Consider the following 23,724-nt stretch of genomic DNA (forward strand, 5'->3'; position numbering starts at 1 on the left):
ATCAATAACGTTCCAGGTCCATGTCGAGGCCGAGCGAACGGATTTCCTTCACCAGCACATTGAAGGATTCCGGCATGCCGGCATCGATCTTGTGCTCGCCCTTCACGATGTTCTCGTACACCTTGGTACGACCAGTCACATCGTCCGACTTCACGGTCAGCATTTCCTGCAGAGTGTAGGCGGCGCCGTAAGCTTCCAGCGCCCACACCTCCATCTCACCGAAACGCTGGCCGCCGAACTGAGCCTTACCGCCCAGCGGCTGCTGGGTCACCAGCGAGTACGGACCGGTGGAACGCGCGTGCATCTTGTCGTCGACCAGGTGATGCAGCTTCAGGTAGTGCATCACGCCAACCGTCACCTTGCGGTCGAAAGCTTCGCCGGAGCGGCCATCGTACAAGGTCATTTGCGTCTTGGACTCATTAAAGCCCATTTTCTCGGTCAGCGGGTCTTCTTGCGGATAGGCCAGATCCAGCATGTGCTTGATCTCGGTCTCCTTCGCGCCGTCGAACACCGGCGTGGCGAACGGCATGCCTTTGCGCAGGTTGTCCGCCAAGGACAAGATCTCGTCCTCGCTCAGCGAAGCAATGTCTTCGGCCTTGCCGGCTTCGTTGTAGATGCGCTCCAGGTAGCCGCGGATCTCGGCGGAGGACTGCTCCTTGAACATGCGGTCAATGCGCTCGCCGATACCCTTGGCGGCCCAGCCCAGATGCACTTCCAGGATCTGACCGATGTTCATACGCGACGGTACGCCCAGCGGGTTCAGCACGATGTCGACCGGACGACCGTCGCCCATGTACGGCATGTCTTCGATCGGCAGGATGCGCGACACCACACCCTTGTTGCCGTGACGGCCGGCCATCTTGTCGCCGGCCTGCAGGCGACGCTTGACGGCCAGGTAAACCTTGACCATCTTCTGCACGCCCGGCGGCAGTTCGTCGCCCTGGGTCAGCTTGCGCTTCTTGTCTTCGAACTTGAGGTCGAATTCTTCACGCTTCTGCGCCAGGCTTTCCTTGATCAGTTCCAGCTGCTTGGCGATGTCTTCATCCGACATGCGGATGTCGAACCAGTCATGCTTGGACGGCAGATCGGCCAGGTATTCCTGATCGATCACCGTGCCCTTCATCAGGCGCTTAGGACCGCCGTTGGCGACCTTGCCCACGATCAGACGCTCGATACGGCTGAAGGCGTCATTGTCGAAAATACGCAGCTGGTCGTTCAGGTCCAAGCGATAACGCTTCAGTTCCGAATCAATGATGGACTGGGCGCGCTTGTCGCGCTCAATGCCTTCTCGGGTGAACACTTGCACGTCGATCACGGTGCCCACGGTGCCGGTCGGCACGCGCAGCGAGGTGTCCTTCACATCGGAGGCCTTCTCGCCGAAGATCGCGCGCAGCAGCTTCTCTTCCGGGGTCAGCTGGGTTTCGCCCTTAGGCGTCACCTTGCCCACCAGCACGTCGCCCGCCTCAACCTCGGCGCCGATGTACACGATGCCGGCTTCATCCAGACGGCCAGCCATGCGCTCGGACAGGTTCGGGATGTCGCGGGTGATTTCCTCAGGCCCCAGCTTGGTGTCGCGGGCAACCACGGACAGCTCTTCGATATGGATCGAGGTGTAGCGGTCTTCGGCGACCAGCTTCTCCGAGATCAGGATCGAATCCTCGTAGTTGTAACCGTTCCACGGCATGAAGGCGATGGTCATGTTCTGACCCAGCGCCAGCTCGCCCAGATCAGTGGAGGCGCCGTCGGCCACCACGTCGCCGCGCGCGATGTGGTCGCCCACTTTCACGATCGGACGCTGGTTGATATTGGTGTTCTGGTTGGAACGGGTGAACTTGGTCAGGTTGTAGATATCCACACCCACCTCGCCCGCCGTCGCTTCCTCGTCGTTGACGCGAACCACCACGCGACTGGCGTCGACATAGTCGACCACGCCGCCGCGACGCGCCACCACGGTGGTGCCGGAGTCAACCGCCACCGAGCGCTCGATGCCGGTGCCCACCAGGGCTTTTTCCGGACGCAAGCAAGGCACTGCCTGACGCTGCATGTTGGCGCCCATCAATGCGCGGTTGGCGTCATCGTGCTCCAGGAACGGAATCAGCGAGGCGGCAACGGACACCACTTGGCCGGTGGCCACGTCCATGTACTGTACGCGGTCCGGGGTCGCCAGAATGGTTTCACCCTTCTCGCGGCAGGTCACCAGCTCGTCGATCAGCGTGCCCTCTTCGCTCAGCTCGGCGTTGGCCTGAGCAATCACGTAGCGGCCTTCTTCGATCGCCGACAGGTAATCGATCTCGTTGGTGACCTTGCTGTCCACCACTTTGCGGTACGGCGTTTCCAAGAAGCCGAACTCGTTGGTGCGCGCAAAGACGGACAGCGAGTTGATCAAACCAATGTTCGGGCCTTCCGGCGTTTCGATCGGGCATACGCGGCCATAGTGGGTCGGATGCACGTCGCGTACTTCGAAGCCGGCGCGTTCGCGGGTCAAACCGCCCGGACCCAGCGCCGATACGCGGCGCTTGTGGGTGATCTCGGACAGCGGGTTGGTTTGATCCATGAACTGGGACAGCTGCGAGGAACCGAAGAATTCCTTGATCGCGGCGGAGACCGGCTTGGCATTGATCAGGTCGTGCGGCATCAGGTTGTCGGACTCGGCCTGATTCAGGCGTTCCTTGACCGCGCGCTCGACACGCACCAGACCGGCGCGGAATTGGTTCTCGGCCAATTCGCCCACCGAACGCACGCGACGGTTGCCCAGGTGATCGATATCGTCCACTTCGCCGCGGCCATTGCGCAGCTCGGTCAGGATCGCGATCACGGAAACGATGTCTTCGGTCGACAGCGTGCCTTCCATCACATCGCGACGCTCGGCGAATTTCTCGCCGATCAGGACCTTGAACCACTCCGGGGTCTTGTCGTCGAACTTGTACTGGTAAGTGCGCGAGCTGAACTTCATGCGACCCACGCGCGACAGATCATAGGTTTCTTCGCTGAAGAACAGACGCTGGAACAGCGCTTCCACCGCGTCCTCGGTCGGCGGTTCGCCCGGGCGCATCATGCGGTAGATCGCCACGCGGGCCTGCAGCCGGTCCTGGATGTCGTCGGCGCGCAGGGTCTGCGAGATATAGGAGCCCTGGTCCAGGTCGTTGGTGAACAACACTTCCACCTGCTGGATATCCGCCAGCGCCAGCTTGGCCAGCACCTCTTCGGTGATTTCGTCGTTAGCGCGCGAAATCAGCTCGCCGGTATCGCCATTCGCCACATTGTGCGCCAGCACCTTGCCCAGCAACGCGTCGGCCGGCACTTCAATGCGGTCCAGCTCTGCGGTCTGGATGTCACGGATGTGCTTGGCGGTGATGCGCTTGTCCTTGGCCACGATCAGCTTGCCGTCGGCGGCAACGATGTCGAACTTGGCCACTTCGCCCTTCAGACGATCCGGCACCACGCGCATGAACACGCCGCCCTTGGTCAGGTAGAAGGTGTCGAAGCTGTAGAACTCGGACAGAATTTCTTCGTTGGTGTAACCCAGCGCCTTCAGCAGAATGGTCACCGGCATCTTACGGCGACGGTCGATACGGAAGTACAGCAGGTCTTTCGGGTCAAACTCGAAGTCCAGCCAGGAACCGCGGTAAGGAATCACGCGGGCGGAGAACAACAGCTTGCCGGAGGAATGAGTCTTGCCACGGTCGTGCTCGAAGAACACGCCCGGGGAGCGGTGCAACTGAGAAACGATGACGCGCTCGGTACCGTTGATGATGAAGGAACCATTGGTCGTCATCAGCGGAATTTCGCCCATGTACACTTCGTTCTCGCGCACTTCCTTCACCACAGGCTTGGAAGACTCTTTGTCGAAGATGGTCAGGCGGATGCGCGCGCGCAGCGGAGCGGCGTAAGTGATACCGCGCAGCTGGCACTCCTGCACGTCGAACGGCGGCTCGCCCAAGACGTAATGAGCGAAATCCAGACGCGCATAGCCATTGTGGCTGATGATCGGATAGATCGATTTGAACGCAGCCTGAAGGCCCACATCCCTACGCTGGTCAAGCGGCACACCCAACTGGAGAAATTCGGTGTAGGAATCAATCTGGGTCGCCAACAGGAATGGGACATCGAGAACACTGGCACGTTTCGCAAAACTTTTACGAATACGCTTCTTCTCAGTAAACGAATAACTCATAGAGTCTCCATCGAGGTGGGGTGGCGCAAGCAAGAAACCAAAAGTCAGCAGCCACGCTCAATAATTGCTGGCTTTTACCTTCTTCGTTTCGGCCAACTACAAGCGCAATAAGGCTGGCGGATTACTCCGCCAGCCTCACCCTCTTTTTTCAAAGAAGATTATTTGATTTCAGCCTTAGCACCGGCTTCGGTCAGCTGTTTCAGGATGTCGTCGGCTTCAGCCTTCGCCACGCCTTCTTTCAGGGCTTTCGGAGCGCCGTCAACCAGGTCTTTGGCTTCTTTCAGGCCCAGACCGGTGATGGTGCGCACAACCTTGATCACGCCAACCTTGTTGTCGCCAGCGCCAGTCAGGATAACGTCAAACTCGGTTTTTTCTTCAGCGGCAGCAGCGCCGGCGCCAGCCGGGCCTGCAACAGCAACAGCAGCGGCGGAAACGCCGAACTTCTCTTCGAACGCCTTAACCAGGTCGTTCAGTTCCATCACGGTCAGACCAGCAACGGCCTCGAGGATGTCTTCTTTGGTGATTGCCATGTGAAAATCTCCTGAATTCTATAAGAATCAAATAAGTTAAGCGGCTTCGGCTTGCTTCTTGTCGGACAGGGCGGCCAGCGCGCGGGCGAAGCCAGCGACCGGAGCCTGCATAACGTAGAGAAGCTTGGACAGCAGTTCTTCGCGGCTCGGGATGGACGCGAGCTCAGCAACCTGAGCGGCGTTCAGCACCTGGCCATCGTAGGAACCTGCTTTGACGACGATTTTATCGTCAGCCTTGGCATATTGATGCAGCACCTTGGCAGCAGCGACCGGGTCGGTGGAAACAGCGTAAACCAGCGGGCCGACCATTTGGTCAGCCAGACCGGCAAACGGGGTGCCTTCCACAGCACGGCGAACCAGCGTGTTCTTCAGAACGCGCAGGTACACGCCATTCTCGCGCGCCTGAGCGCGGAGTTTGGTCATGCTGCTTACCTCGATGCCCCGATATTCAGCGATAACGAGGGTCTGAGCGTCTGCCAGCGTGGCAGATACTTCAGCTACGACCGCCTTTTTATCTTCGATATTGAGACTCAAGGTCTACCTCCTAGACTGAAATGAAGCGAAAGGATTTTCGCTTCGCTTTGCAGCGGCGACCTACATCAGGAGACATCATAAAGAACTGGTGCTCATGGGCGGAATTGAACCGCCGACCTCTCCCTTACCAAGGGAGTGCTCTACCCCTGAGCTACATGAGCTTGAACTTTGTTCAGAAGCCTGTTTCGGGTACACCATCTGCGTAGGTTGCGGATTTCCGTACCGGCGAATCTGCGATTAAGCCTTGCGGCGCCTACGGTCTTTGACAACCTGACAAGCAAGCTTGCCAGCCCAAAGCCTTGGCGAGACGGCGAACCGCCCCGCCAAACTCAAACAGCGATTAAGCGCTGATCGAGTTGGTATCTACACGAGCGCCGACACCCATGGTGCTGGATACGGCGATCTTTTTCAGATACACGCCCTTGGAAGCTGCCGGCTTGGCTTTCACCAAGGCATCAACCAGAGCGGAGAAGTTTTCACGCAGAGCTTCGGCTTCGAAAGAAGCGCGACCGATGGTGGCGTGAACAATACCAGCCTTGTCGGTACGGTATTGAACCTGACCGGCCTTGGCGTTCTTCACAGCTTCGGCGACGTTCGGGGTCACGGTGCCAACCTTCGGGTTCGGCATCAGGCCGCGCGGGCCCAGAATCTGACCCAGCTGACCCACAACGCGCATGGCGTCCGGGGAAGCGATCACGATGTCGAAGTCCAAATTGCCGGCCTTCACCTGCTCGGCCAAGTCGTCGAAACCAACGACTTCGGCGCCAGCGGCTTTAGCGGCTTCAGCGTTCGCGCCTTGGGCGAACACGGCAACGCGTACCGACTTGCCGGTGCCGCGCGGCAGAACCACGGAGCCACGAACCACTTGGTCGGATTTACGCGGATCCACGCCCAAGTTTACGGCGATGTCGATAGACTCGTCGAACTTGGCGGTGGCGGCGGCTTTCACCAGGGAGATCGCTTCGTCGATTGCATACAGCTTGTTGCGATCAACGCTAGCTTTCAGAGCTTGCAAGCGCTTGGAAACCTTAGCCATTACACGCCCTCCACTTCCAGGCCCATCGAACGGGCGGAGCCGGCGATGGTGCGAACAGCGGCGTCCAGATCGGCAGCGGTCAGGTCCGGCTGCTTGGTCTTGGCGATTTCTTCCAGCTGAGCGCGAGTCACTTTACCCACCTTGTCGGTATTGGCCTTGGCCGAACCGGACTTGATGCCAGCAGCCTTCTTCAGAAGGATAGTGGCCGGAGGGGTCTTCATGATGAAGGTGAAGGACTTGTCCGCGAATGCGGTAATCACCACCGGAATCGGCAGACCCGGCTCAACGCCTTGGGTCGCGGCGTTGAACGCCTTGCAGAATTCCATGATGTTCAAACCACGCTGACCCAAGGCCGGGCCGATCGGCGGCGACGGATTGGCTTTACCAGCGGGCACTTGCAGCTTGATATAGCCGACAATTTTCTTTGCCACGATTAAACTCCTAGTTTGGGTATAACGCGAGCGTTAACTCGCTTCCCGACGAAAGCGCAACAGTATACACGCTTAAAAAATACTTGCCAAGAGGCAGACTTACAACTTTTCAACCTGACCGAATTCGAGCTCAACCGGGGTGTCGCGACCAAAAATCTGAACCGACACGCGCAGCTTGTTGCGCTCGTAGTTCACCTCGTCGACGGAACCATTGAAGTCATTGAACGGGCCGTCGATGACGCGCACCTTCTCGCCCACCTCAAACAGAACTTTCGGCTTCGGCTTCTCCACGCCCTCCTGCATCTGCTGCATGATGGCCTCGACTTCCTTCTTGGAAATCGGCGCCGGGCGGTTGGCGGTGCCGCCAACAAAGCCGGTCACCTTCGGAGTGCTCTTGACCAGGTGCCAAGTATCGTCGGTCATTTCCATCTCGACCAACACATAACCCGGGAAAAACTTGCGCTCGGTAATGGAGCGGCGACCGTTCTTCACGTCGACGACCTCCTCCACCGGCACCAGAATCTGGCCAAACTGATCGGCGACATCAGAACGCTCAATGCGCTCGCGCAGCGCCTTTTGCACGCTCTTTTCAAAACCCGAGTAAGCGTGAACCACATACCAGCGCATTGCCATTATTTACCTCGACCAAGAATCACATCATAAAACAACCAGGACAGACTGGAGTCCACCAACCACATGAACAAGGCCAGCACCAGCACAAAAACAAACACCATGCCGGTCATCTGCATCGCCTCCTTGCGAGTCGGCCACACCACCTTGCGCGCCTCGACTAGAGACTCGTTGGCGTAAGAGACGAAACTCTTTCCCGGCTGCGACAACCAGATCGCGCCAACCGCCAGCACCACACCGGCCACAAACGAAAGCGCGCGCAAAATACCCTGATCCGCCGGAATCATGTAAAAACCGACGATACCAGCCGCCACCAGCAAACCGGCCAGCGCCAGCTTGATTTTATCCTGCATTTCCATGTCGATATCTTCTCATGCGCGTATGCGACAAAAGACCAACCGGCGCACAAGCGCCGGCTGGTCTTAATTGGCAGGCCAGGAGGGTCTCGAACCCCCAACCCTCGGTTTTGGAGACCGATACTCTACCAATTGAGCTACTGGCCTTTAAACTTTAATTAAGCAATGATCTTGGCAACAACGCCGGCGCCGACGGTACGGCCGCCTTCGCGGATGGCGAAACGCAGACCATCTTCCATGGCGATCGGGGCGATCAGCTCAACGGTGATTTCAACGTTGTCACCCGGCATTACCATTTCCACGCCTTCCGACAGAGTAACGGCGCCCGTTACGTCGGTGGTACGGAAGTAGAACTGCGGACGGTAGTTCGCGAAGAACGGGGTGTGACGACCACCTTCGTCTTTGCTCAGCACGTAGACAGAAGCCTCGAACTTGGTGTGCGGGGTGATGGTGCCCGGCTTGGCCAGCACTTGGCCACGCTCAACGTCTTCACGCTTGGTGCCGCGCAGCAGCACGCCAACGTTGTCACCAGCTTGACCTTGGTCCAGCAGCTTGCGGAACATTTCCACGCCGGTGCAAGTGGTCTTCGCGGTAGCCTTCAGGCCCACGATTTCCAGTTCTTCGCCGACTTTAACAATGCCGCGTTCTACGCGACCGGTTACCACGGTGCCGCGGCCGGAGATCGAGAACACATCTTCGATCGGCAGCAGGAACGGCTTGTCGATGGCGCGTTCCGGAGTCGGGATGTAGGAATCCAGAGCGGCAGCCAGCTTGAAGATGGCCGGTTCGCCGTATTCGGACTGGTCGCCTTCCAGCGCCAGACGAGCGGAGCCGATCACCACCGGGGTGTCGTCGCCCGGGAAGTCGTAGGAAGACAGCAGATCGCGAACTTCCATTTCAACCAGCTCCAGCAGCTCAGCGTCGTCCACCAGGTCGGCCTTGTTCAGGAACACGATGATGTACGGAACGCCAACCTGACGGGACAGCAGGATGTGTTCGCGGGTTTGCGGCATCGGACCGTCAGCGGCCGAGCACACCAGGATAGCGCCGTCCATCTGGGCAGCACCGGTAATCATGTTCTTAACGTAGTCGGCGTGACCCGGGCAGTCTACGTGAGCGTAGTGACGGGACTCGGTTTCGTATTCTACGTGGGCGGTATTAATGGTAATACCGCGAGCCTTTTCTTCCGGCGCGCTGTCGATCTGGGAGTAGTCTTTGGCTTCGCCACCGAACTTCTTCGACAGAATGGTGGTGATAGCAGCGGTCAGAGTGGTTTTACCATGGTCTACGTGACCGATGGTGCCGACGTTTACGTGCGGTTTATTCCGCTCGAACTTTTCCTTAGCCATGGCAAAATTTCCTGGATACAAAACAACACAAAGTAAATGGTGGTGCCCATGGGCAGAATTGAACTGCCGACCTCTCCCTTACCAAGGGAGTGCTCTACCCCTGAGCTACATGGGCCCTTTAAAACAGGCTATACGCTTGGAGCGGGTGAAGGGAATCGAACCCTCGTCGTAAGCTTGGAAGGCTTCTGCTCTACCATTGAGCTACACCCGCCTGCAACAACAACCTCAAGCGACTTTCATCGCACACGCCAAGACGCTAAATTCTGGTGGAGGGAGAAGGATTCGAACCTTCGAAGGCTGAGCCGTCAGATTTACAGTCTGATCCCTTTGACCGCTCGGGAATCCCTCCTGAAAGAGACCCGAATATTATAGATAGCTCCGATGGTCGTCAACCGGTTTTTGCATTTTTCCCCAATTATTTTGCCGACAAAAGCAAAGCACCCCGGCAAGCCTGGGGCGCTTTCAATAAATTCAAAAGCTTAGCGTTTCACACCTGACCGGAAATCCGCAGATACTTCTGATGCAACGCCTCCTGAGTCTCCTCGTGAGACGGATCCAAGGGGATGCAATCGACCGGACAGACTTGCTGGCATTGCGGCTCATCGTAGTGGCCGACGCACTGGGTACACAGATTGGGGTCGATTTGATAGATTTCCTCGCCTTGGGAAATCGCGTTATTGGGGCACTCCGGCTCGCAGACGTCGCAGTTAATGCATTCGTCGGTAATCATCAAAGACATAGTAAATTCCTCAAGTATTCCACAACATGAATTCTGTCACCCGACAGTCGGGCTCGCAAGTTCGCCCCGTTATATATTTATGAGAGCGCTGCGCACAAAGCACTCAGACAGGATCCGCCGCCCGGCGCAGCAAACCGTAGTGCACCTGCCCGGCCTTTGCCCGCTTCAACACCTCCCAGCCCGGCAGTTCCTCGGGCCAACGGCGGCTTTCGATATACGCCAGACCGTCCTCGCTCATGACCTGAGCCAGTAAAGGTAAAACCTGGACCAACAAATCGGAATCAAACGGCGGGTCGACGAAGACGACGTCAAAACGCTCCCGGCAAGCCTTCAGATAAGCCAAGGCGTCGAACTGCGCCACATCGATGCTAGCGGCGGACAACAACTGCCGGTTAGCCTTTAGGGACTCGGCCGCCGCGCGGGACTTCTCCACCATCACCACGCGCCGCGCTTCGCGAGAAGCGGCCTCGAAGCCCAGCGCTCCGCTGCCGGCGAAAAGATCCAGGCAGGACTTGCCGTACAGCTGCTGGCCCAACCAATTGAACAAGGTTTCCCGCACACGGTCCGGCGTTGGCCGCAAACCCTGAGCGTCGGGAAACGGCAATAGCCGGCGCCGATACTCGCCACCGATGATTCTGACCGTGTTACGCGACTGACTCATAATTCCAAGCTCAAAAAACAAGGGGCTGAGTGTAACCCGATCCGCGTCGTTACGCCTCATTGTCGCGCAAACCGACCGCCATCTGTCGCCGCTCACGCCACAAAAAGCTATCCATTCCTTATATATAGATTTCAACGATGCGATGGCCCCTCCCCCTCTGCACTGCAACAATTGGGTAAGCATCTCCATTTGAGGATACAATTTAGCCATTTACCGAATTCTGCCGGCCTTAACGCATGTTTAGCTTCTTCAAAAGAAAACCCCAATCCGAGCCCACGCCTCCGACAACAGTCCAAACGGAGCCGGCGGCCGACACTCAAGCCGCCATCCCACCTGAAGTGGCCGCCCCCGCCATCCAACAACCAGAAGCGCATTCGCCCGAGCCGCAGCACTCTACTCCCGAGCTCGCGCCAGCGCCCGCCGAAGTCGCCCCAGTCCCGGCTCAAGCCGCCGCGCCACATGAACCCGCTCCGGTTTCTCTGAAAAAGATGAGTTGGGCAGAACGCCTGAAAGCGGGGCTGTCGAAAACCCGCGATAAGCTGGGCAAATCCCTCGCCGGCCTGTTTGGCGGCGGCAAGATCGACGAAGAGTTGTACGAGGAACTGGAAACCGTGCTGCTCACCGCTGACATGGGGGTGGACGCCACGCTGCACCTGCTCGGCGACGTGCGCGAGCGCGTTTCGCTAAAAGGGCTGAAGGATGCCTCTGAACTGAAAGACGCGCTGAAAGAGTCGCTAAGCGACTTGATCTCTCCGCTGGAGAAACCGCTGGACGTTAACGGCAAGAAACCCTTCGTCATCATGATGGCCGGCGTCAACGGCGCCGGCAAGACCACGTCGATAGGCAAGCTGGCCAAGTACTATCAAAGCCAGGGCAAGAGCGTGTTGCTGGCTGCTGGCGACACCTTCCGCGCCGCCGCGCGCGAACAGCTGATGGCCTGGGGCGAGCGCAACAACGTCACCGTAATCGCCCAGCAAGGCGGCGACTCCGCCGCCGTTTGCTACGACGCGATTCAAGCCGCGGTCGCCCGCGGCATCGACATCGTGCTGGCCGACACCGCGGGCCGCCTACCCACCCAGCTACACCTCATGGAAGAGATCAAGAAGGTGAAGCGGGTGATCCAGAAGGCCTTGCCGGACGCACCCCATGAAATCATTCTGGTTCTGGACGCCAACATCGGCCAGAACGCCATCACTCAGGTCAAGACTTTTGACGACGCCCTCGGCCTGACCGGGCTAATCTTGAGCAAGCTGGACGGCACAGCCAAGGGCGGCGTAATCGCGGCCATCGCCAAGCAACGCCCCGTTCCGCTGCGCTTTATCGGCGTGGGCGAAAGCATAGACGATCTGCGGCCGTTCAAGACCAAGGACTACATCGACGCGCTGTTTGACTGAACGCATCAGCCATCGCAAGCTCTCACTCTTGCCGTCACCAGCTAACGCGGGAACAGAATAATGATCCAGTTCGACCAGGTCACCAAGCGCTACCCAGGTGGCAACGAAGCCCTGAAAAACCTGTCTTTCAACATCGATACCGGTGAGATGGTCTTTCTCGCCGGCCATTCCGGCGCCGGCAAATCCACCTTGCTCAAGCTAATCGCCGGCATAGAGCGCGCCACCGCCGGCGGCGTAGTGGTCAACGGCCAGAACCTATCCAAGCTACGCTCCAGCCAGATCCCCTATGTGCGCCAACACATCGGCCTTGTCTTCCAGGATCACAAGATCCTGTTCGACCGCAGCGTGTTCGACAATGTGATGCTGCCGCTGGACATTATCGGCTTTGATCGCCGCGACGCCGCCAAGCGCGTGCGCGCCGCGCTGGACAAGGTTGGCTTGCTCGGCAAGGAAAAGAGCATGCCGATCCGCCTGTCAGGCGGCGAACAACAGCGCCTGTGCATCGCCCGAGCCGTGGTGCATCGCCCCAGCATCCTGCTTGCCGACGAACCCTCGGCCAACCTGGATCGCGCTTATGCGCTGGACATCATGGAATTGTTCAAATCTTTCCACCAGGTAGGCGTCACCGTGCTGATCTCAGCTCACGACGAAACCCTAATGGAAGACTACGGCCGCCGAATCATTCGCCTGCGGGAAGGACAATTTGCCGCATGAAACATTATCTCTATCTGAACTGGCAAAGCGCCAAGCAGGCGCTGATCAAGATTCTTCGTCAACCGTTCGGCAGCTTTTTGACCTTGCTGATGTTGTCGCTGGCACTGGCCTTACCGCTCTCGCTTTATTTGACCGTCAGCAGCGTGCAGGACTGGGTAGGCCGCTTGAGCGCCACGCCGCAAGTCACCTTGTTCATGGAGCAGTCATCGGAAGAAGCGGACTTGGCCGCGGTCACTTCCACTTTGACCCATCATCCCAAGGTCAAGAGCTACAGCTTCGTCAGCAAGAACAAGGCGCTGGCGGACATGGAGAAACGCAACGGCCTGCCGGGTTTGGCCGATGGCCTGGACAGCAACCCGCTGCCGGACGCTTTCGTCGTCACGCCTAAGGCGCTGGAGCCCCGCGAACTAGAGATGCTGCAAAAGGAATTGTCCGGCCTGCCCATGGTGGAACAAGCGCAATTCGACGCGGATTGGGCAAAGCGCCTCTACGGCATGGTGGAAATGGGCAAGCATCTGACCTGGTTCATGGCCATCGCCCTGGGCCTGGCGCTGGTGCTGGTAACCAATAATGCGATCCGGATGCAAATCCTGGCACGCCAGGACGAAATCGAGGTGTCCAAATTGATAGGCGCGCCGGACAGTTTCATCCGCCGCCCCTTCATGTACCACGCGATGTGGCAAGGCATCCTGGCCGGCTTGGCCGCCTGGGCACTGACAGGCTGGCTGACCTCAGTCGCCAACCCGGCAATTCGCGAATTCGCCCAGTTGTACGGAGAACGGGTGGAGCTGCGCAATTTGAGCCCGATTGAACTGGCCGTCGCCGTCGCCGTTTCCGCCCTGCTGGCGACGCTGGGCGCCCGCCTCGCCTCCGACCATCATCTGCGCAAGATAGAACCCAAATGAAACGCGGCCGCTTGCCAGCGCATGTAAGCGGCGCAACAACTGTTAATCAGAGTAGACAGCGTCGACATATCGGCTGCGTTACTATCGAGTCGATAGAAAAAATCATTGGCGCAGGAACCTTTCATTGCTAGCACTCTCCATATACGAGTGCTAACATATCACTACCCAAGGAGGTAGTTATACAGATGACCACAACATTTGCCTTGCCCGTCCCGTCCACCAGCGGCAGCCTGGAGCAATACATCCAAGCTGTTAACAGCGTACCCATGCTGACGCCTGAGCAGGAAAACGAGCTTGCAACGCGCTTTCAGGAGCAAAACGACCTGGAAGCCGCGCGCCAGCTGGTGCTCTCGCACCTGCGCGTGGTGGTATCGATTTCCCGCGGCTATTCCGGTTACGGTTTGCCGCAAGCCGACTTGATTCAAGAAGGCAATATCGGCCTGATGAAGGCCGTCAAACGCTTCGAGCCCGATCGCGGCGTGCGCTTGTTCTCTTTTGCCGTGCACTGGATCAAGGCCGAGATTCACGAATTCATTCTGCGCAATTGGCGCTTGGTGCGCATCGCCACCACCAAGCCACAGCGTAAGTTGTTCTTTAATTTGCGCAGCATGAAGAGCAGTTTCTCCGCGCTGTCGGAAAACGAGGCCCGCCAAATCGCAGCCGATCTGGGCGTCAAGCCGGAAGAAGTCCGCGAAATGGAAACCCGCATGAGCGGCCAGGACGTCGCCTTGCTGGCTGACGACAATGACGACGACGGCTACGCGCCGATTGACTGGCTGGCCGATCACCACAATGAACCGACCCGCGAACTTGAGCGCCGCGCGTTCGACCATCTGAAAACCGAAGGCCTGCAGCAAGCGTTGGCCACGCTGGACCCGCGCAGCCGCCGCATCGTTGAAGCGCGCTGGCTGGCCGACGACAGCGGCTCCACGCTGCATGAGCTGGCCGCCGAGTTCGGCGTATCCGCCGAGCGTATCCGTCAGATAGAGGCCAAGGCTCTGGGCAAGATGAAGACCGCGCTCAGTCAGGGCGTGGTGATCGAAGGCTAAGTCCTCCCCGCTCAATAAAAAACCACAGACTAAGGTCTGTGGTTTTTTTGTGCCCTGTCATCGCAAGGGCCTACTCGGCCATGGTCTGGTACTTGGCCGGCAACTTGGCGTAGGCTGCGCGAGCCACCGCGCGCAGGGGCTCCCATTCCGCCCTGTCGTCGTCCAAGGTGCTCAGGAACACGCCGGCGTAAGTGGGAAAAGAAGCCAGCGTCGTCCGCAGAGTCTGCTCCGCCTGAGCTTGTTTTCCGGCCAACACTTCCAGCTGCGCGCGCTTCAACATCACTTCCGGATAGGGGCGGAATGCGGTTAGCCGGTTCTCCAGCGCCAATTTACGCTCTAGTTGCTCCGGCCCCACTTTCAAGTAGTCATCCACTGTGTAAAGCGCGTGGTAGGCGAATAGCGGCTTGGTATCGGCGATCTCGATCAAGCGTTCCATCCTCCCCGCATCCCGTTTCGCATCATTGGTCGGCGTATACAAGCCTACCAGCTCCCAGAACATTGACAGACTACTGATTGACAGCCAGCCCACCCAAACCAGCGCCGCGAATAACGGGAGACGTAGTGGCCAAGCCAGCTGACGATCGCCTCGCGGCGCCATGGCTGCGAAGATCACCAGCATCGCCAGAAAGTAGTAATACCACAGCGGATACTCCAACATGCTGTGCGTCAGCGTCACCGCCAGGCAGCCCAAAGCCAATACCCCTTCGAGGGTGGCGCGACGTCCAAAGAACGGCCACAGCACCCAGGCAAAACCGCCGACGATCAACAAGGTGGCCATGCCGCCCATCTCGGCCAGCAATTGCAGAACCAGATTATGGGAGTTGGTGAACAAACCGCTATTGAAACCGGAGGCGGCGAATTGCGGCAGCGGCTGCAAACGCACGCTCTCCGCGGCAAACTGCGACCAACCCACCCCCGTCAGCGGATGCGACTGGAAACTCAGCCAAGCCTTGTGCATTTCGGCGAAACGCCGCGACCCCATATCGTCGCCATTGGCCGCTAGGCGCGCCAGACCAGAAGTGTTTTGCAAGTTTTCGTGCGTCAGCAAGGAAAGCAATTGATTAAACCAAGGCAGGGCGAACTGCATCGCCAACACCACCAGGCAGGACAGCCACATCGCCCACAACATCCGGCGCGACTCCGCGCTACCGATGCGCCAATGCCAGAGCGCGACCAGCCCGGACAAGGCCACCAAATACAACAGAATAGTGCGCGAACCCGCCCACCCCAGCATCAAAGCCAGGCCGAGGACGAGAATGCTCAGGCCCCAGCGCGGTAGCCTGCCGGCAGCATACAAATACACCCCAGCCACCACCGACCACATCAAATAGTGCGCATACTGATTGCGTTGGCCGATATGGCCAAAAATATTGCTGGTGGGGTGCGAACCGTCGTAAAACAAGCCCAGCTCCGCGGCGTAGCCGGTCAGCTGAGCTACGCCTATCGCCGCCTGAACCAAGCCGCCAAGGATCAAGGCCCAAGCCAGCCAGACCGCGAACGGTCGCTCGCCCATTTCCTCGCGCAAAGACATAGTGACCGCTGCGAGCAAGGCCGCAGCCAGCCAGGCCAAGGCAGTGGCGTAATTCATTCCGGGGAACAAGGCCTCCACCCAGAACGGCTGCCCGGCCCAAAGCAGTCCCATGGCCAGACACCACCAGGCGCTGCGCGGCATATAGCGGAATAACGATCCGCTCGGCAACACGAAGACCGCCGCCGCCAGCAGCAGCCAGACCACATTGATTTCGCCAAACCATTGCGGCAGCGGCACATAGTGGATGCGCGAGGCGAAAGGCAGGATGGCGATGAGGCATAGGGCCAGCATCGCCAATCGGGAAGTCAGATTTTGTAAGGTCATCCCACGAGCAACGTTTTGCAAAGTAAAACGTGAAGCATACCTGATGACGCAACAAGCTCAAGCGCCCACCATCAAAAAAGAGTCTTTCTGGTAACGGGCTCCACAACTGTCATCACGGCGGCATTCCGCGCTTGCTCTGAATAGACTTTGTAGCCACCATAAGCCGCCGCAGCGTTCATGACGATGCGCTGCAATGGTATAAGTTCCTTTTCAGATCGATAAGCAAACATTAGGGCAAGTCGTGCCGAATAATCAGGGTAATTTGCAATTGCAATACGCAAGCTCTCTCTCGCCCGTTCAGGCTGCTGGTTTAATGCTTGCAATATACTTAACTTTACCAAAACAGCGGGATATGGGCGATAACTGGCTATTCGCTCAAAAAAATCCAGCTTTATAGCCAACCCTTCTTTCGTTGGTTCAAGATAATTTGCCATGGCCATATCTATATCCCATGACCAAAGTGGATAATTCACAACCGAGCCTAGCTCTTTAATCGCCTTCACCCTTAGAGTGCGATCTGCTGGAGGCGAGCTATAACGCACCAACTTAGAATATACAAACACTCCAGAAAAAACATATGAAAAGCACAAAAAAGTTATTATTAAACAACATATTGTGAGTAGGCGACTTTTAATTGAAAAGGTATAGCGACCTACTGACGACAGAGAAGCTGCCACACAAAGCATCAACAAAAATGACAAGTACCACAAAGGATATTCAAACATACTATGAATCATCAAAACTAAAACAACTCCGACCAATAGAAAACCCTCTACAGACTGCTTACCCTTTACAAAAAACCCAAGCATCGACACCACGCCACCAACCAGCACAATCAATGTTCCAACAATCCCTGACTCGGCTAAAAGCTGAAAGAAAATATTGTGACTATGGGTGAACAAATAGCTTTCCGGTACTTTGGCAAAACCCGAAAAAACCTCCATTCTTGTGGAGGCTGCCGCAAATCCTCCAAAACCAACTCCGAACCATGGATGGCCCTTAAATATATCCCATGCCTTGCTCCACTCTACTCTTCTGCGGGCACCAAACCCAGCATCCAAGATTCTATCCGAACCGCTCACAGCCGCAATATTCAAACCAATTTTATTTAAAAACCAAATAATCTCATGATTAAAAAACTGTGTAAGCGACAACAGGATAACGAAACATGAAATGGCGATAGCCATACGCTGAGCCTCAACTTTTTCGCTTGAACGACGCAACCAAAACCAGACAAGAAAAATCAAGCCAACAGCATAACCCAAAGGCAAGCGAGAGCCAGTCCATGCAACCATTAACACCAATGAAAAAAGACTTAATATAAATAAATATTTACCCAGCTTTTGAATCGAGAACAAATAACAAGCTGAAATACTTCCCCACACCAAAAACTCCGCATACAAATTACGTTGACCAATATTCCCCATCACATTGCCTGTTGGATTGCCCGCATCAAACAAAACAAATCCATACATTTTGGGCGCAAAACCAAGCAACTGCAACCAACCAAGCATGCATTGTAAAAGCGCAGCCAGCAACAACCAAGTTGCCAGCAAAGCAATTCCCCCTCTAAGGTCTATCGAAGCATAAAATGGAATAAACAGCATTACAGCCGAAAGCAAAATTAATACAAGTCCAAATGGAAGACCATCCATTTCATACTGCAGCAAACAATAAATCGCAAGCAGTATCGTTGTCACAAAGGCGAAAGTAATCCTCCCTTCCGCCCGATCAAACAACGCGAACAACAAAGCCAGGCCTACAAAAACCAAAGCCAGTGCGCTCGACACCCAATCCGGCAAAGGATAAAACCGTGCAAAATTAAACAACGGCAGGATAATCGCCAAAGAAATCAAATGAAAGAAAACACCAGCTCGATTTGCAACCATAGGAATCCGCAAACAATAAAGGGCTCCGAATGGAGCCCTGAAACTTATAAACACATTTTACCTGCAGTTTGCCGGCAAATACTGAGCCGGAATCGCGTTACCACCCGCAGAGCATGTCCAAGTGACGGAACCACTGGCCAACGAACCAGTCAGGAGAAATTGATTAGCACTGCCGGTTACGCTTCCTCCTACCGTTGAAGCGTTCAGCGTCACAGTCAGCACTCCATTTGTGCCACTCAATTCATAGGCAACACTATTGACGTATTTAGTAGATGGTGAAGTAAAAGCAACGCCGGCAGCACCAGAGTTGCTAGTTGGCATTGATCCGTTCGAGATCGCCATTTCAGAAATGGCAGTTTTTGCGGCCGCTGCGGCGGACAATCCCTCTGTCACTTTGGCTCGGACGGTATAGTCCTGATACGCTGGAATGGCAATGGCGGCAAGGATACCAATAATCGCCACAACGATCATCAGCTCAATCAGAGTAAAACCCTGTTGCGAACTCTTTCTCATGGAACTCTCTCCTAAAATGACTTTAACGACAAATTGATGGCAAATACTGAAGATTCTGCCCTTGACCCGCGCAAGTCCATTGCACCGCGCCACTGCTTGCTACACTAGGAGTAAACACTACGCTCAAACTAGGAACCGAACTTGCTTGGAACGTCGCAGTAATGATGCTCACTCCGCCTGCGATGGTTACCTGAACATCACTGACATAGTTACCGGAAAGCATGCTAGGCATCCCTGCACTGGCATTATTGGCCGGCCAAACGTTGTTTGCCAGATAAGATTCACTGACAGTGGTCTTGGCGTGATCAATAAAGTTCAAGCCTTCAGATACTTTGGAACGAATCACATAATCCTGATAAGCCGGTATCGCTATAGCCGCGAGAATACCGACAATCGCAACCACAATCATCAGCTCTATCAGTGTAAAACCCGACGCGGCGCTCCTCATGTGCTGTAAGACTCCTTTATCTAGCTTGCTCAGGTCCATTAGCAGAAAGCATGCCACCATATGTGGGGTAATCACTTCCGCTCAGCATTCGTTCATTTCTCTTCCTACGAAAGGAACTATGTGACGTTTTTCGTCACATTCAACCCTAAAACTCGCTGTGATAGCATGCAGTCCTTGCCACTCCTTGGACTTATCATGAACAACAACCAAGACTGGCTGCAACGCAGCTTCAATACCGTCTGGCACCCCTGCACCCAGATGAAGCGTCATGAGGCTTTGCCCATCGTTCCCATCGCCAGCGCCGACGGCGTCTGGTTGAGCGACTTCGACGGCAAGCGCTATCTGGACGGGGTCAGCTCCTGGTGGGTCAATCTGTTTGGCCATGGCCAGCCTCGCATCAAGCAGGCGATCAAGAATCAGCTCGACACGCTGGAGCACGTGATGCTGGCCGGCTTTACGCATCAGCCGGTGGTGGAGTTGTCGGAGCGTCTGGCCAAACTCAGCGGCTTGGCCCATGTGTTTTATGGCTCCGACGGCGCCAGCGCCACGGAAATTGCGCTCAAGATGAGCTTCCACTATTGGCGCAACCAGGGGCAAGCGGACAAAACACGCTTCATCAGCCTGGAAAACAGTTACCACGGCGAAACCGTCGGCGCCCTGGCCGTGACCGACGTTCCCTTGTTCTCCAACACCTATGACGGCTTGCTGAAGCCGGGTCTGCGCGCACCGTCTCCGGACGCCCGCCGCGCGCTGCCAGGCGAAAACGCGGCGGATGTCGCGCGCAGTGCAGTCCAGGCGCTGGAAAATCTGCTAGCCAAGCACTCGGGAGAAGTGGCCGCCGTCATCGTGGAGCCCTTGGTGCAAGGCGCGGCCGGGATGGCGATGTACGATCCGCTCTATCTGAGCGAACTGCGCCGGCTGTGTGATCAATACCAAGTGCACTTGATCGCCGATGAAATCGCCGTGGGCTTTGGCCGGACCGGTAGTCTGTTCGCCTACCAGCAAGCCGACATCACGCCGGACTTTCTCTGTCTGTCCAAAGGCATTACCGGCGGTTTCCTGCCGCTTTCCTGCGTGTTGACCAGCGATCTGATTTATCAGGCCTTCTACCACGACGATGTCACTCGCGGTTTCTTGCATTCGCACAGCTATACCGGCAATGCATTGGCCTGCGCCGCGGCGCTGGCAGTGCTGGATATCTTCGCGGAGGAGGATGTCCTAGCCGCCAATGCCGCCAAAGCTCAGCGCTTCAATACGATGATGGCAGGCATACAAGCGCGTCCGGATGTCAGGAACTTCCGCCACAAGGGCATGATTTGGGCTTTCGAGGTCGACACCGCTCGAGCCGATTTCGCCCAGGCCTGCTTTGCTGCAATGCTGCGCCGAAGTTGCCTGTTGCGTCCGATCGGCAACACCGTTTACTTCATGCCGCCCTACTCGATCACCGATAAGGAAATGGCCTTCCTGATCGCCGCCACCGAAGCCACGCTGGAGGAACTGGCGCGCGCATCCAACACCGCCGACGGTCAAAGCATCCCTTTGCCGTGATCCGCCTTGCCATGGCGGGGTGAGTGCTCATAGCATGGAAATGGCAAGATTTACATTGTGAATCGCCTTGCATGCCGCCATCCACCCTGCCAGAACAAACTATGGATCCTCTGCTGATAGATACTCAACCGGATAGCGTGGCGGCATGGCTGGAGCGGCTGCCTTTCACCGATCTGCCCGAATGCGGACGATTATTAAGTCAGTCCATGCAAAACCTGTCCCGAGTTCCACTGGACAGCCATTTGCGCCACAAGCTCCTGAAGCTGTACCTGAAAGCGGTGGATCGCTATTACCCTCTGCTGGAAAACGAGATTCGCCAACATGACAGTTTGGGGACGCCGAAGGTGCGCCAGCTGGCCTTGCTGAGCGTCGAGCTGTTCGCTCTGATTTTCATCACGTTCAAACAGACTCTGCACGATCGCCTTGCCAAGCGCGGCCTGCTGGATCGCGAGCACCCTAAAATCGAGTTGATGGCCTACACCATGATGGCGGCGCGCCAGCTGCTAAGCATCAGCCAGCAATGCTATAGCCCGATCACGCCGGACTTCTGGTATGACTGCCACCAGTTGCATGTCTTCGCCAGCGGCCGCGGCTGGCAAGACAAGGGGCTGGCCAACGACGATTCCATCCAGACCATCTACTTGCAGATCCTATTGATGGGGCTGACCCCCAGCAACCGCCTCGCCCCCACCGAGCAGGCCTTGTCGCGACAGCTGATCTTCGATTTAGCAGCCAAGGCCCGGTTGATTCCGGTGGAGGCCTTGACCCAGCCGGTCCATGGCTATCTGGTTGATCAACAAATCGACTCCCCGCCGCGCTTTCTGCCGATTTCCGCTAGCAAATTGGGCCCTGGCTGCTTTCTGCTGGATCTGGAACCGCTCCGCGACATCCTGGAGAAAAGCAGAGAGGCGCTGCAAAAAGCGCAGAACAATCGTCAGCAGGGCCTGATGGTAGACGAATTGCAGTTGTTATCCTTGCTGGTGGAAGAATGGCATCAGCCCAAACGTCGCCGTCATCCGCGGCTCAAGACTCAAACCATCATCGAAATCGTCGCGGCACTGCCGGGCATCTGGTTCCATCGCAACGATCTAAGTTGGCAGTTGCCCGGTATCGCCGCTGAAGAGGACACGCTTCGCCACCGGCCGCCGCCGCCGCCCTGCTTGCTGGCCATTTCCAATCAGAGCGACAACGGTTTGCTGCTGCACGGCCAACCGCGAGATCAATCGCTGCGTGCAGGGGAACTGCTGCTGGTCACCCCGCCAAACCAACCGGAAAACGCCAAGCTCGGCATCGCCCGCTGGGTTGCGCTACGCGCGGATGGTCGGGAAATCGAATGCGGCGTGGAGTTTATCGGTGCTCCCCCCCGACCCGCACTGGCCATGCCCAGCATTACCCATCCCGGCGACAGCTTTCAGTTCGCCTTGCTGCTGGCCACGCCTGCGGGAATGCCCAGATTGCTGTTGATGGCTGGACGCCCGTATAGCCAGTTACGCGAATTCCGCCTACAAGACGGCGAACGGGAAAGCCTGATCCGGGTATCCCGCTTGCACACGCAGACTCCGCTGTTCCAAATCATGGAATACCGCGACAGCGAGCATTTCTGACCCAGATCAAGCTTTTATCTGGCCGAGGACCCAGCCGAATTCCACGGTCCGCATCAAAGCCCGTGTAATCAACAGGCTGCCGACACGGTGACGGAGCCGCTTTGCCGCCGTCGGATATCCTCCCCGCCGGAGGCGGTCCGGCCCGCTCTTTTTCGGGTAAACTCCCCCGCATCTATCGTTTCGACTCATGGAGTTTTGGATGCGCTCGGTTATTCACGCCGCTGACCGGATTGTGGTCAAAGTCGGCTCCAGTCTCGTCACCAATGACGGCAAGGGCCTGGATATGGCGGCGCTCAATCGCTGGGCCGCAGAAATCGCCGAACTGAAGCGGCGTGGCAAACAGGTGGTGCTGGTTTCCAGCGGCGCGATTGCCGAAGGCTGCCAACGTCTGGGCTGGACAGTGCGCCCCAAGGGCGTGCACGAATTGCAGGCCGCCGCCGCAGTGGGCCAGATGGGCCTGTGCCAGGCGTATGAAACCGCCTTCCGCGGCTTTGGCTTACAAACCGCGCAAATCCTGCTGACGCATGAGGACTTGGCTGACCGCACCCGCTATCTGAACGCCCGCTCCACCTTGACCAGCCTGTTGAACCTGAACGCGGTGCCCATCATCAATGAAAACGACACCGTAGTTACCGATGAAATCCGCTTCGGCGACAACGATACCCTGGGTGCGCTGGTGACCAATCTGATCGAGGCCGATGCCCTGGTTATTCTCACTGATCAGCAAGGCCTGTACAGCGCGGACCCTCGCAAACACCCCGACGCGGAATTCATCCATGAAGCCATCGCCGGCGAACCGCGGTTGGAAGAGATGGCCGGCGGCGCCGGCTCCAGCGTCGGCACCGGCGGCATGATCACCAAGATTCTCGCGGCCAAGCGCGCGGCGCGCAGCGGCGCGGCCACCGTGATCGCCTGCGGCCGCGAGCATCAAGTGCTGTCGCGCTTGGCGGATGGCGAGGGCATCGGCACCCAGTTGCTGCCGCCCACCAACCGCATGGCGGCGCGCAAGCAATGGTTGGCCGATCATCTGAAATTGTCCGGACGCCTGGTGCTGGACGCCGGCGCGGCGCAGGCGGTGCGGGAACGCGGCACCAGCTTGTTGCCTATCGGCGTTTGCGCGGTGGAAGGCGATTTCCTGCGCGGCGAGGCGGTGGCCTGCGTCGATCAGGAAGGCAAGGAAGTGGCTCGCGGCCTGGTCAACTACAGCTCCAGCGAAGCGCGCACCATCATGCAGAAGCCCACCCGGGAGATTGAAGCCGCGCTCGGCTATATGATCGAACCGGAATTGATTCATCGCGACAATATGGTCGCGCTGTAAGGGATGCGGCGGCGCCTCGGCGCCGTTGCTCCATCTCCACTTTCCAT

Annotated in this window: 21 protein-coding genes and 5 tRNA genes; 7 read left to right on the top strand and 19 right to left on the bottom strand. The window is 57.3% G+C overall.

Annotation, left to right across the window (positions count from 1 at the left end):
• Position 1: 1 nt before the first annotated feature.
• The 15 genes from rpoB to rsmD all read right to left on the bottom strand — a co-directional run bounded on the left by rpoB (position 2) and on the right by rsmD (position 10,440).
• The gene (gene rpoB / locus HA052_RS11820) at positions 2–4,174 is read right to left on the bottom strand and encodes a DNA-directed RNA polymerase subunit beta (RefSeq protein WP_166452080.1); all 4,173 of its coding nucleotides are present in this window, start codon (positions 4,172–4,174) and stop codon (positions 2–4) included.
• Between the two features lie 158 nt (positions 4,175–4,332).
• Positions 4,333–4,704, bottom strand: coding sequence for a 50S ribosomal protein L7/L12 (gene rplL / locus HA052_RS11825; protein ID WP_081546280.1), 372 nt, complete (start codon positions 4,702–4,704; stop codon positions 4,333–4,335).
• Between the two features lie 36 nt (positions 4,705–4,740).
• On the bottom strand, positions 4,741–5,238 hold the full coding sequence (gene rplJ / locus HA052_RS11830) for a 50S ribosomal protein L10 (protein WP_081546278.1): 498 nt from the start codon (positions 5,236–5,238) through the stop codon (positions 4,741–4,743).
• A gap of 86 nt (positions 5,239–5,324) precedes the next feature.
• Positions 5,325–5,399 (bottom strand) — tRNA-Thr (locus HA052_RS11835).
• A 179-nt stretch (positions 5,400–5,578) separates the two neighbouring features.
• A complete protein-coding gene (gene rplA / locus HA052_RS11840) occupies positions 5,579–6,274 on the bottom strand; it encodes a 50S ribosomal protein L1 (RefSeq protein ID WP_019100247.1) in 696 nt (231 codons plus the stop codon).
• The gene (rplK, locus tag HA052_RS11845; protein ID WP_048411721.1) at positions 6,274–6,705 is read right to left on the bottom strand and encodes a 50S ribosomal protein L11; all 432 of its coding nucleotides are present in this window, start codon (positions 6,703–6,705) and stop codon (positions 6,274–6,276) included. The genes rplA and rplK overlap by 1 nt, the downstream gene beginning before the upstream one ends.
• Positions 6,706–6,804: 99 nt before the next feature.
• Positions 6,805–7,338, bottom strand: coding sequence for a transcription termination/antitermination protein NusG (gene nusG / locus HA052_RS11850; protein ID WP_081546276.1), 534 nt, complete (start codon positions 7,336–7,338; stop codon positions 6,805–6,807).
• Entirely contained in the window at positions 7,338–7,694 is a 357-nt protein-coding gene (gene secE / locus HA052_RS11855) for a preprotein translocase subunit SecE (RefSeq protein ID WP_019100014.1), read from the bottom strand. Before secE ends, nusG begins: the two co-directional genes overlap by 1 nt.
• A gap of 68 nt (positions 7,695–7,762) precedes the next feature.
• A tRNA-Trp gene (locus tag HA052_RS11860) sits at positions 7,763–7,838 on the bottom strand.
• Between the two features lie 11 nt (positions 7,839–7,849).
• Positions 7,850–9,040, bottom strand: coding sequence for an elongation factor Tu (gene tuf, locus HA052_RS11865; RefSeq protein WP_081546274.1), 1,191 nt, complete (start codon positions 9,038–9,040; stop codon positions 7,850–7,852).
• Positions 9,041–9,080: 40 nt separating this feature from the next.
• Positions 9,081–9,155: transfer RNA gene (locus tag HA052_RS11870), tRNA-Thr, on the bottom strand.
• A 22-nt stretch (positions 9,156–9,177) separates the two neighbouring features.
• Positions 9,178–9,251 (bottom strand) — tRNA-Gly (locus HA052_RS11875).
• 53 nt (positions 9,252–9,304) lie between these two features.
• Positions 9,305–9,389, bottom strand: a tRNA-Tyr gene (locus tag HA052_RS11880).
• Positions 9,390–9,527: 138 nt separating this feature from the next.
• Positions 9,528–9,779, bottom strand: coding sequence for a YfhL family 4Fe-4S dicluster ferredoxin (locus HA052_RS11885; RefSeq protein ID WP_166452081.1), 252 nt, complete (start codon positions 9,777–9,779; stop codon positions 9,528–9,530).
• A gap of 103 nt (positions 9,780–9,882) precedes the next feature.
• A complete protein-coding gene (gene rsmD, locus HA052_RS11890) occupies positions 9,883–10,440 on the bottom strand; it encodes a 16S rRNA (guanine(966)-N(2))-methyltransferase RsmD (RefSeq protein ID WP_166452082.1) in 558 nt (185 codons plus the stop codon).
• A 236-nt stretch (positions 10,441–10,676) separates the two neighbouring features.
• Between rsmD and ftsY the strand changes: the two genes are divergently transcribed.
• The 4 genes from ftsY (at position 10,677) to rpoH (ending at position 14,502) form a co-directional block, all read left to right on the top strand.
• Complete coding sequence (ftsY, locus tag HA052_RS11895; RefSeq protein ID WP_081546270.1) at positions 10,677–11,834, top strand: signal recognition particle-docking protein FtsY; 1,158 nt, start codon at positions 10,677–10,679, stop codon at positions 11,832–11,834.
• A 60-nt stretch (positions 11,835–11,894) separates the two neighbouring features.
• On the top strand, positions 11,895–12,548 hold the full coding sequence (ftsE, locus tag HA052_RS11900; RefSeq protein ID WP_043592279.1) for a cell division ATP-binding protein FtsE: 654 nt from the start codon (positions 11,895–11,897) through the stop codon (positions 12,546–12,548).
• Positions 12,545–13,453: a permease-like cell division protein FtsX gene (gene ftsX, locus HA052_RS11905; protein ID WP_081546268.1), complete on the top strand. Its 909-nt coding sequence runs from the start codon at positions 12,545–12,547 to the stop codon at positions 13,451–13,453. The genes ftsE and ftsX overlap by 4 nt, the downstream gene beginning before the upstream one ends.
• A 185-nt stretch (positions 13,454–13,638) precedes the next feature.
• The gene (rpoH, locus tag HA052_RS11910; protein WP_166452083.1) at positions 13,639–14,502 is read left to right on the top strand and encodes an RNA polymerase sigma factor RpoH; all 864 of its coding nucleotides are present in this window, start codon (positions 13,639–13,641) and stop codon (positions 14,500–14,502) included.
• Positions 14,503–14,572: 70 nt separating this feature from the next.
• Here the strand turns inward: rpoH and HA052_RS11915 are convergent, their stop codons facing one another.
• The 4 genes from HA052_RS11915 to HA052_RS27955 form a co-directional block, all read right to left on the bottom strand.
• Positions 14,573–16,357 (bottom strand): PglL family O-oligosaccharyltransferase, encoded by a 1,785-nt coding sequence (locus HA052_RS11915; RefSeq protein WP_166452084.1) that lies wholly within the window; start codon positions 16,355–16,357, stop codon positions 14,573–14,575.
• Between the two features lie 71 nt (positions 16,358–16,428).
• A complete protein-coding gene (locus HA052_RS11920; RefSeq protein WP_166452085.1) occupies positions 16,429–18,246 on the bottom strand; it encodes a PglL family O-oligosaccharyltransferase in 1,818 nt (605 codons plus the stop codon).
• A 57-nt stretch (positions 18,247–18,303) separates the two neighbouring features.
• Positions 18,304–18,759 (bottom strand): pilin, encoded by a 456-nt coding sequence (locus HA052_RS27950; RefSeq protein WP_166452086.1) that lies wholly within the window; start codon positions 18,757–18,759, stop codon positions 18,304–18,306.
• Between the two features lie 22 nt (positions 18,760–18,781).
• Positions 18,782–19,207 carry a pilin gene (locus HA052_RS27955; RefSeq protein ID WP_166452101.1) on the bottom strand — a complete coding sequence of 142 codons (426 nt, stop codon included), beginning with the start codon at positions 19,205–19,207 and terminating at the stop codon, positions 18,782–18,784.
• Between the two features lie 195 nt (positions 19,208–19,402).
• Between HA052_RS27955 and HA052_RS11935 the strand changes: the two genes are divergently transcribed.
• From HA052_RS11935 to proB, 3 genes are all read left to right on the top strand, one after another.
• The gene (locus tag HA052_RS11935; RefSeq protein ID WP_166452087.1) at positions 19,403–20,755 is read left to right on the top strand and encodes an adenosylmethionine--8-amino-7-oxononanoate transaminase; all 1,353 of its coding nucleotides are present in this window, start codon (positions 19,403–19,405) and stop codon (positions 20,753–20,755) included.
• A 101-nt stretch (positions 20,756–20,856) separates the two neighbouring features.
• Entirely contained in the window at positions 20,857–22,359 is a 1,503-nt protein-coding gene (locus HA052_RS11940; protein ID WP_141111166.1) for a cyclic-di-GMP receptor FimW-related protein, read from the top strand.
• Positions 22,360–22,558: 199 nt separating this feature from the next.
• Positions 22,559–23,677, top strand: a complete 1,119-nt coding sequence (proB, locus tag HA052_RS11945) for a glutamate 5-kinase (RefSeq protein WP_166452088.1) — start codon at positions 22,559–22,561, stop codon at positions 23,675–23,677.
• The last annotated feature ends 47 nt before the right edge of the window (positions 23,678–23,724 follow it).

Origin of the sequence: Chromobacterium fluminis (genome assembly GCF_011602385.1) — a bacterium.
Taxonomy (GTDB): domain Bacteria; phylum Pseudomonadota; class Gammaproteobacteria; order Burkholderiales; family Chromobacteriaceae; genus Chromobacterium; species Chromobacterium fluminis.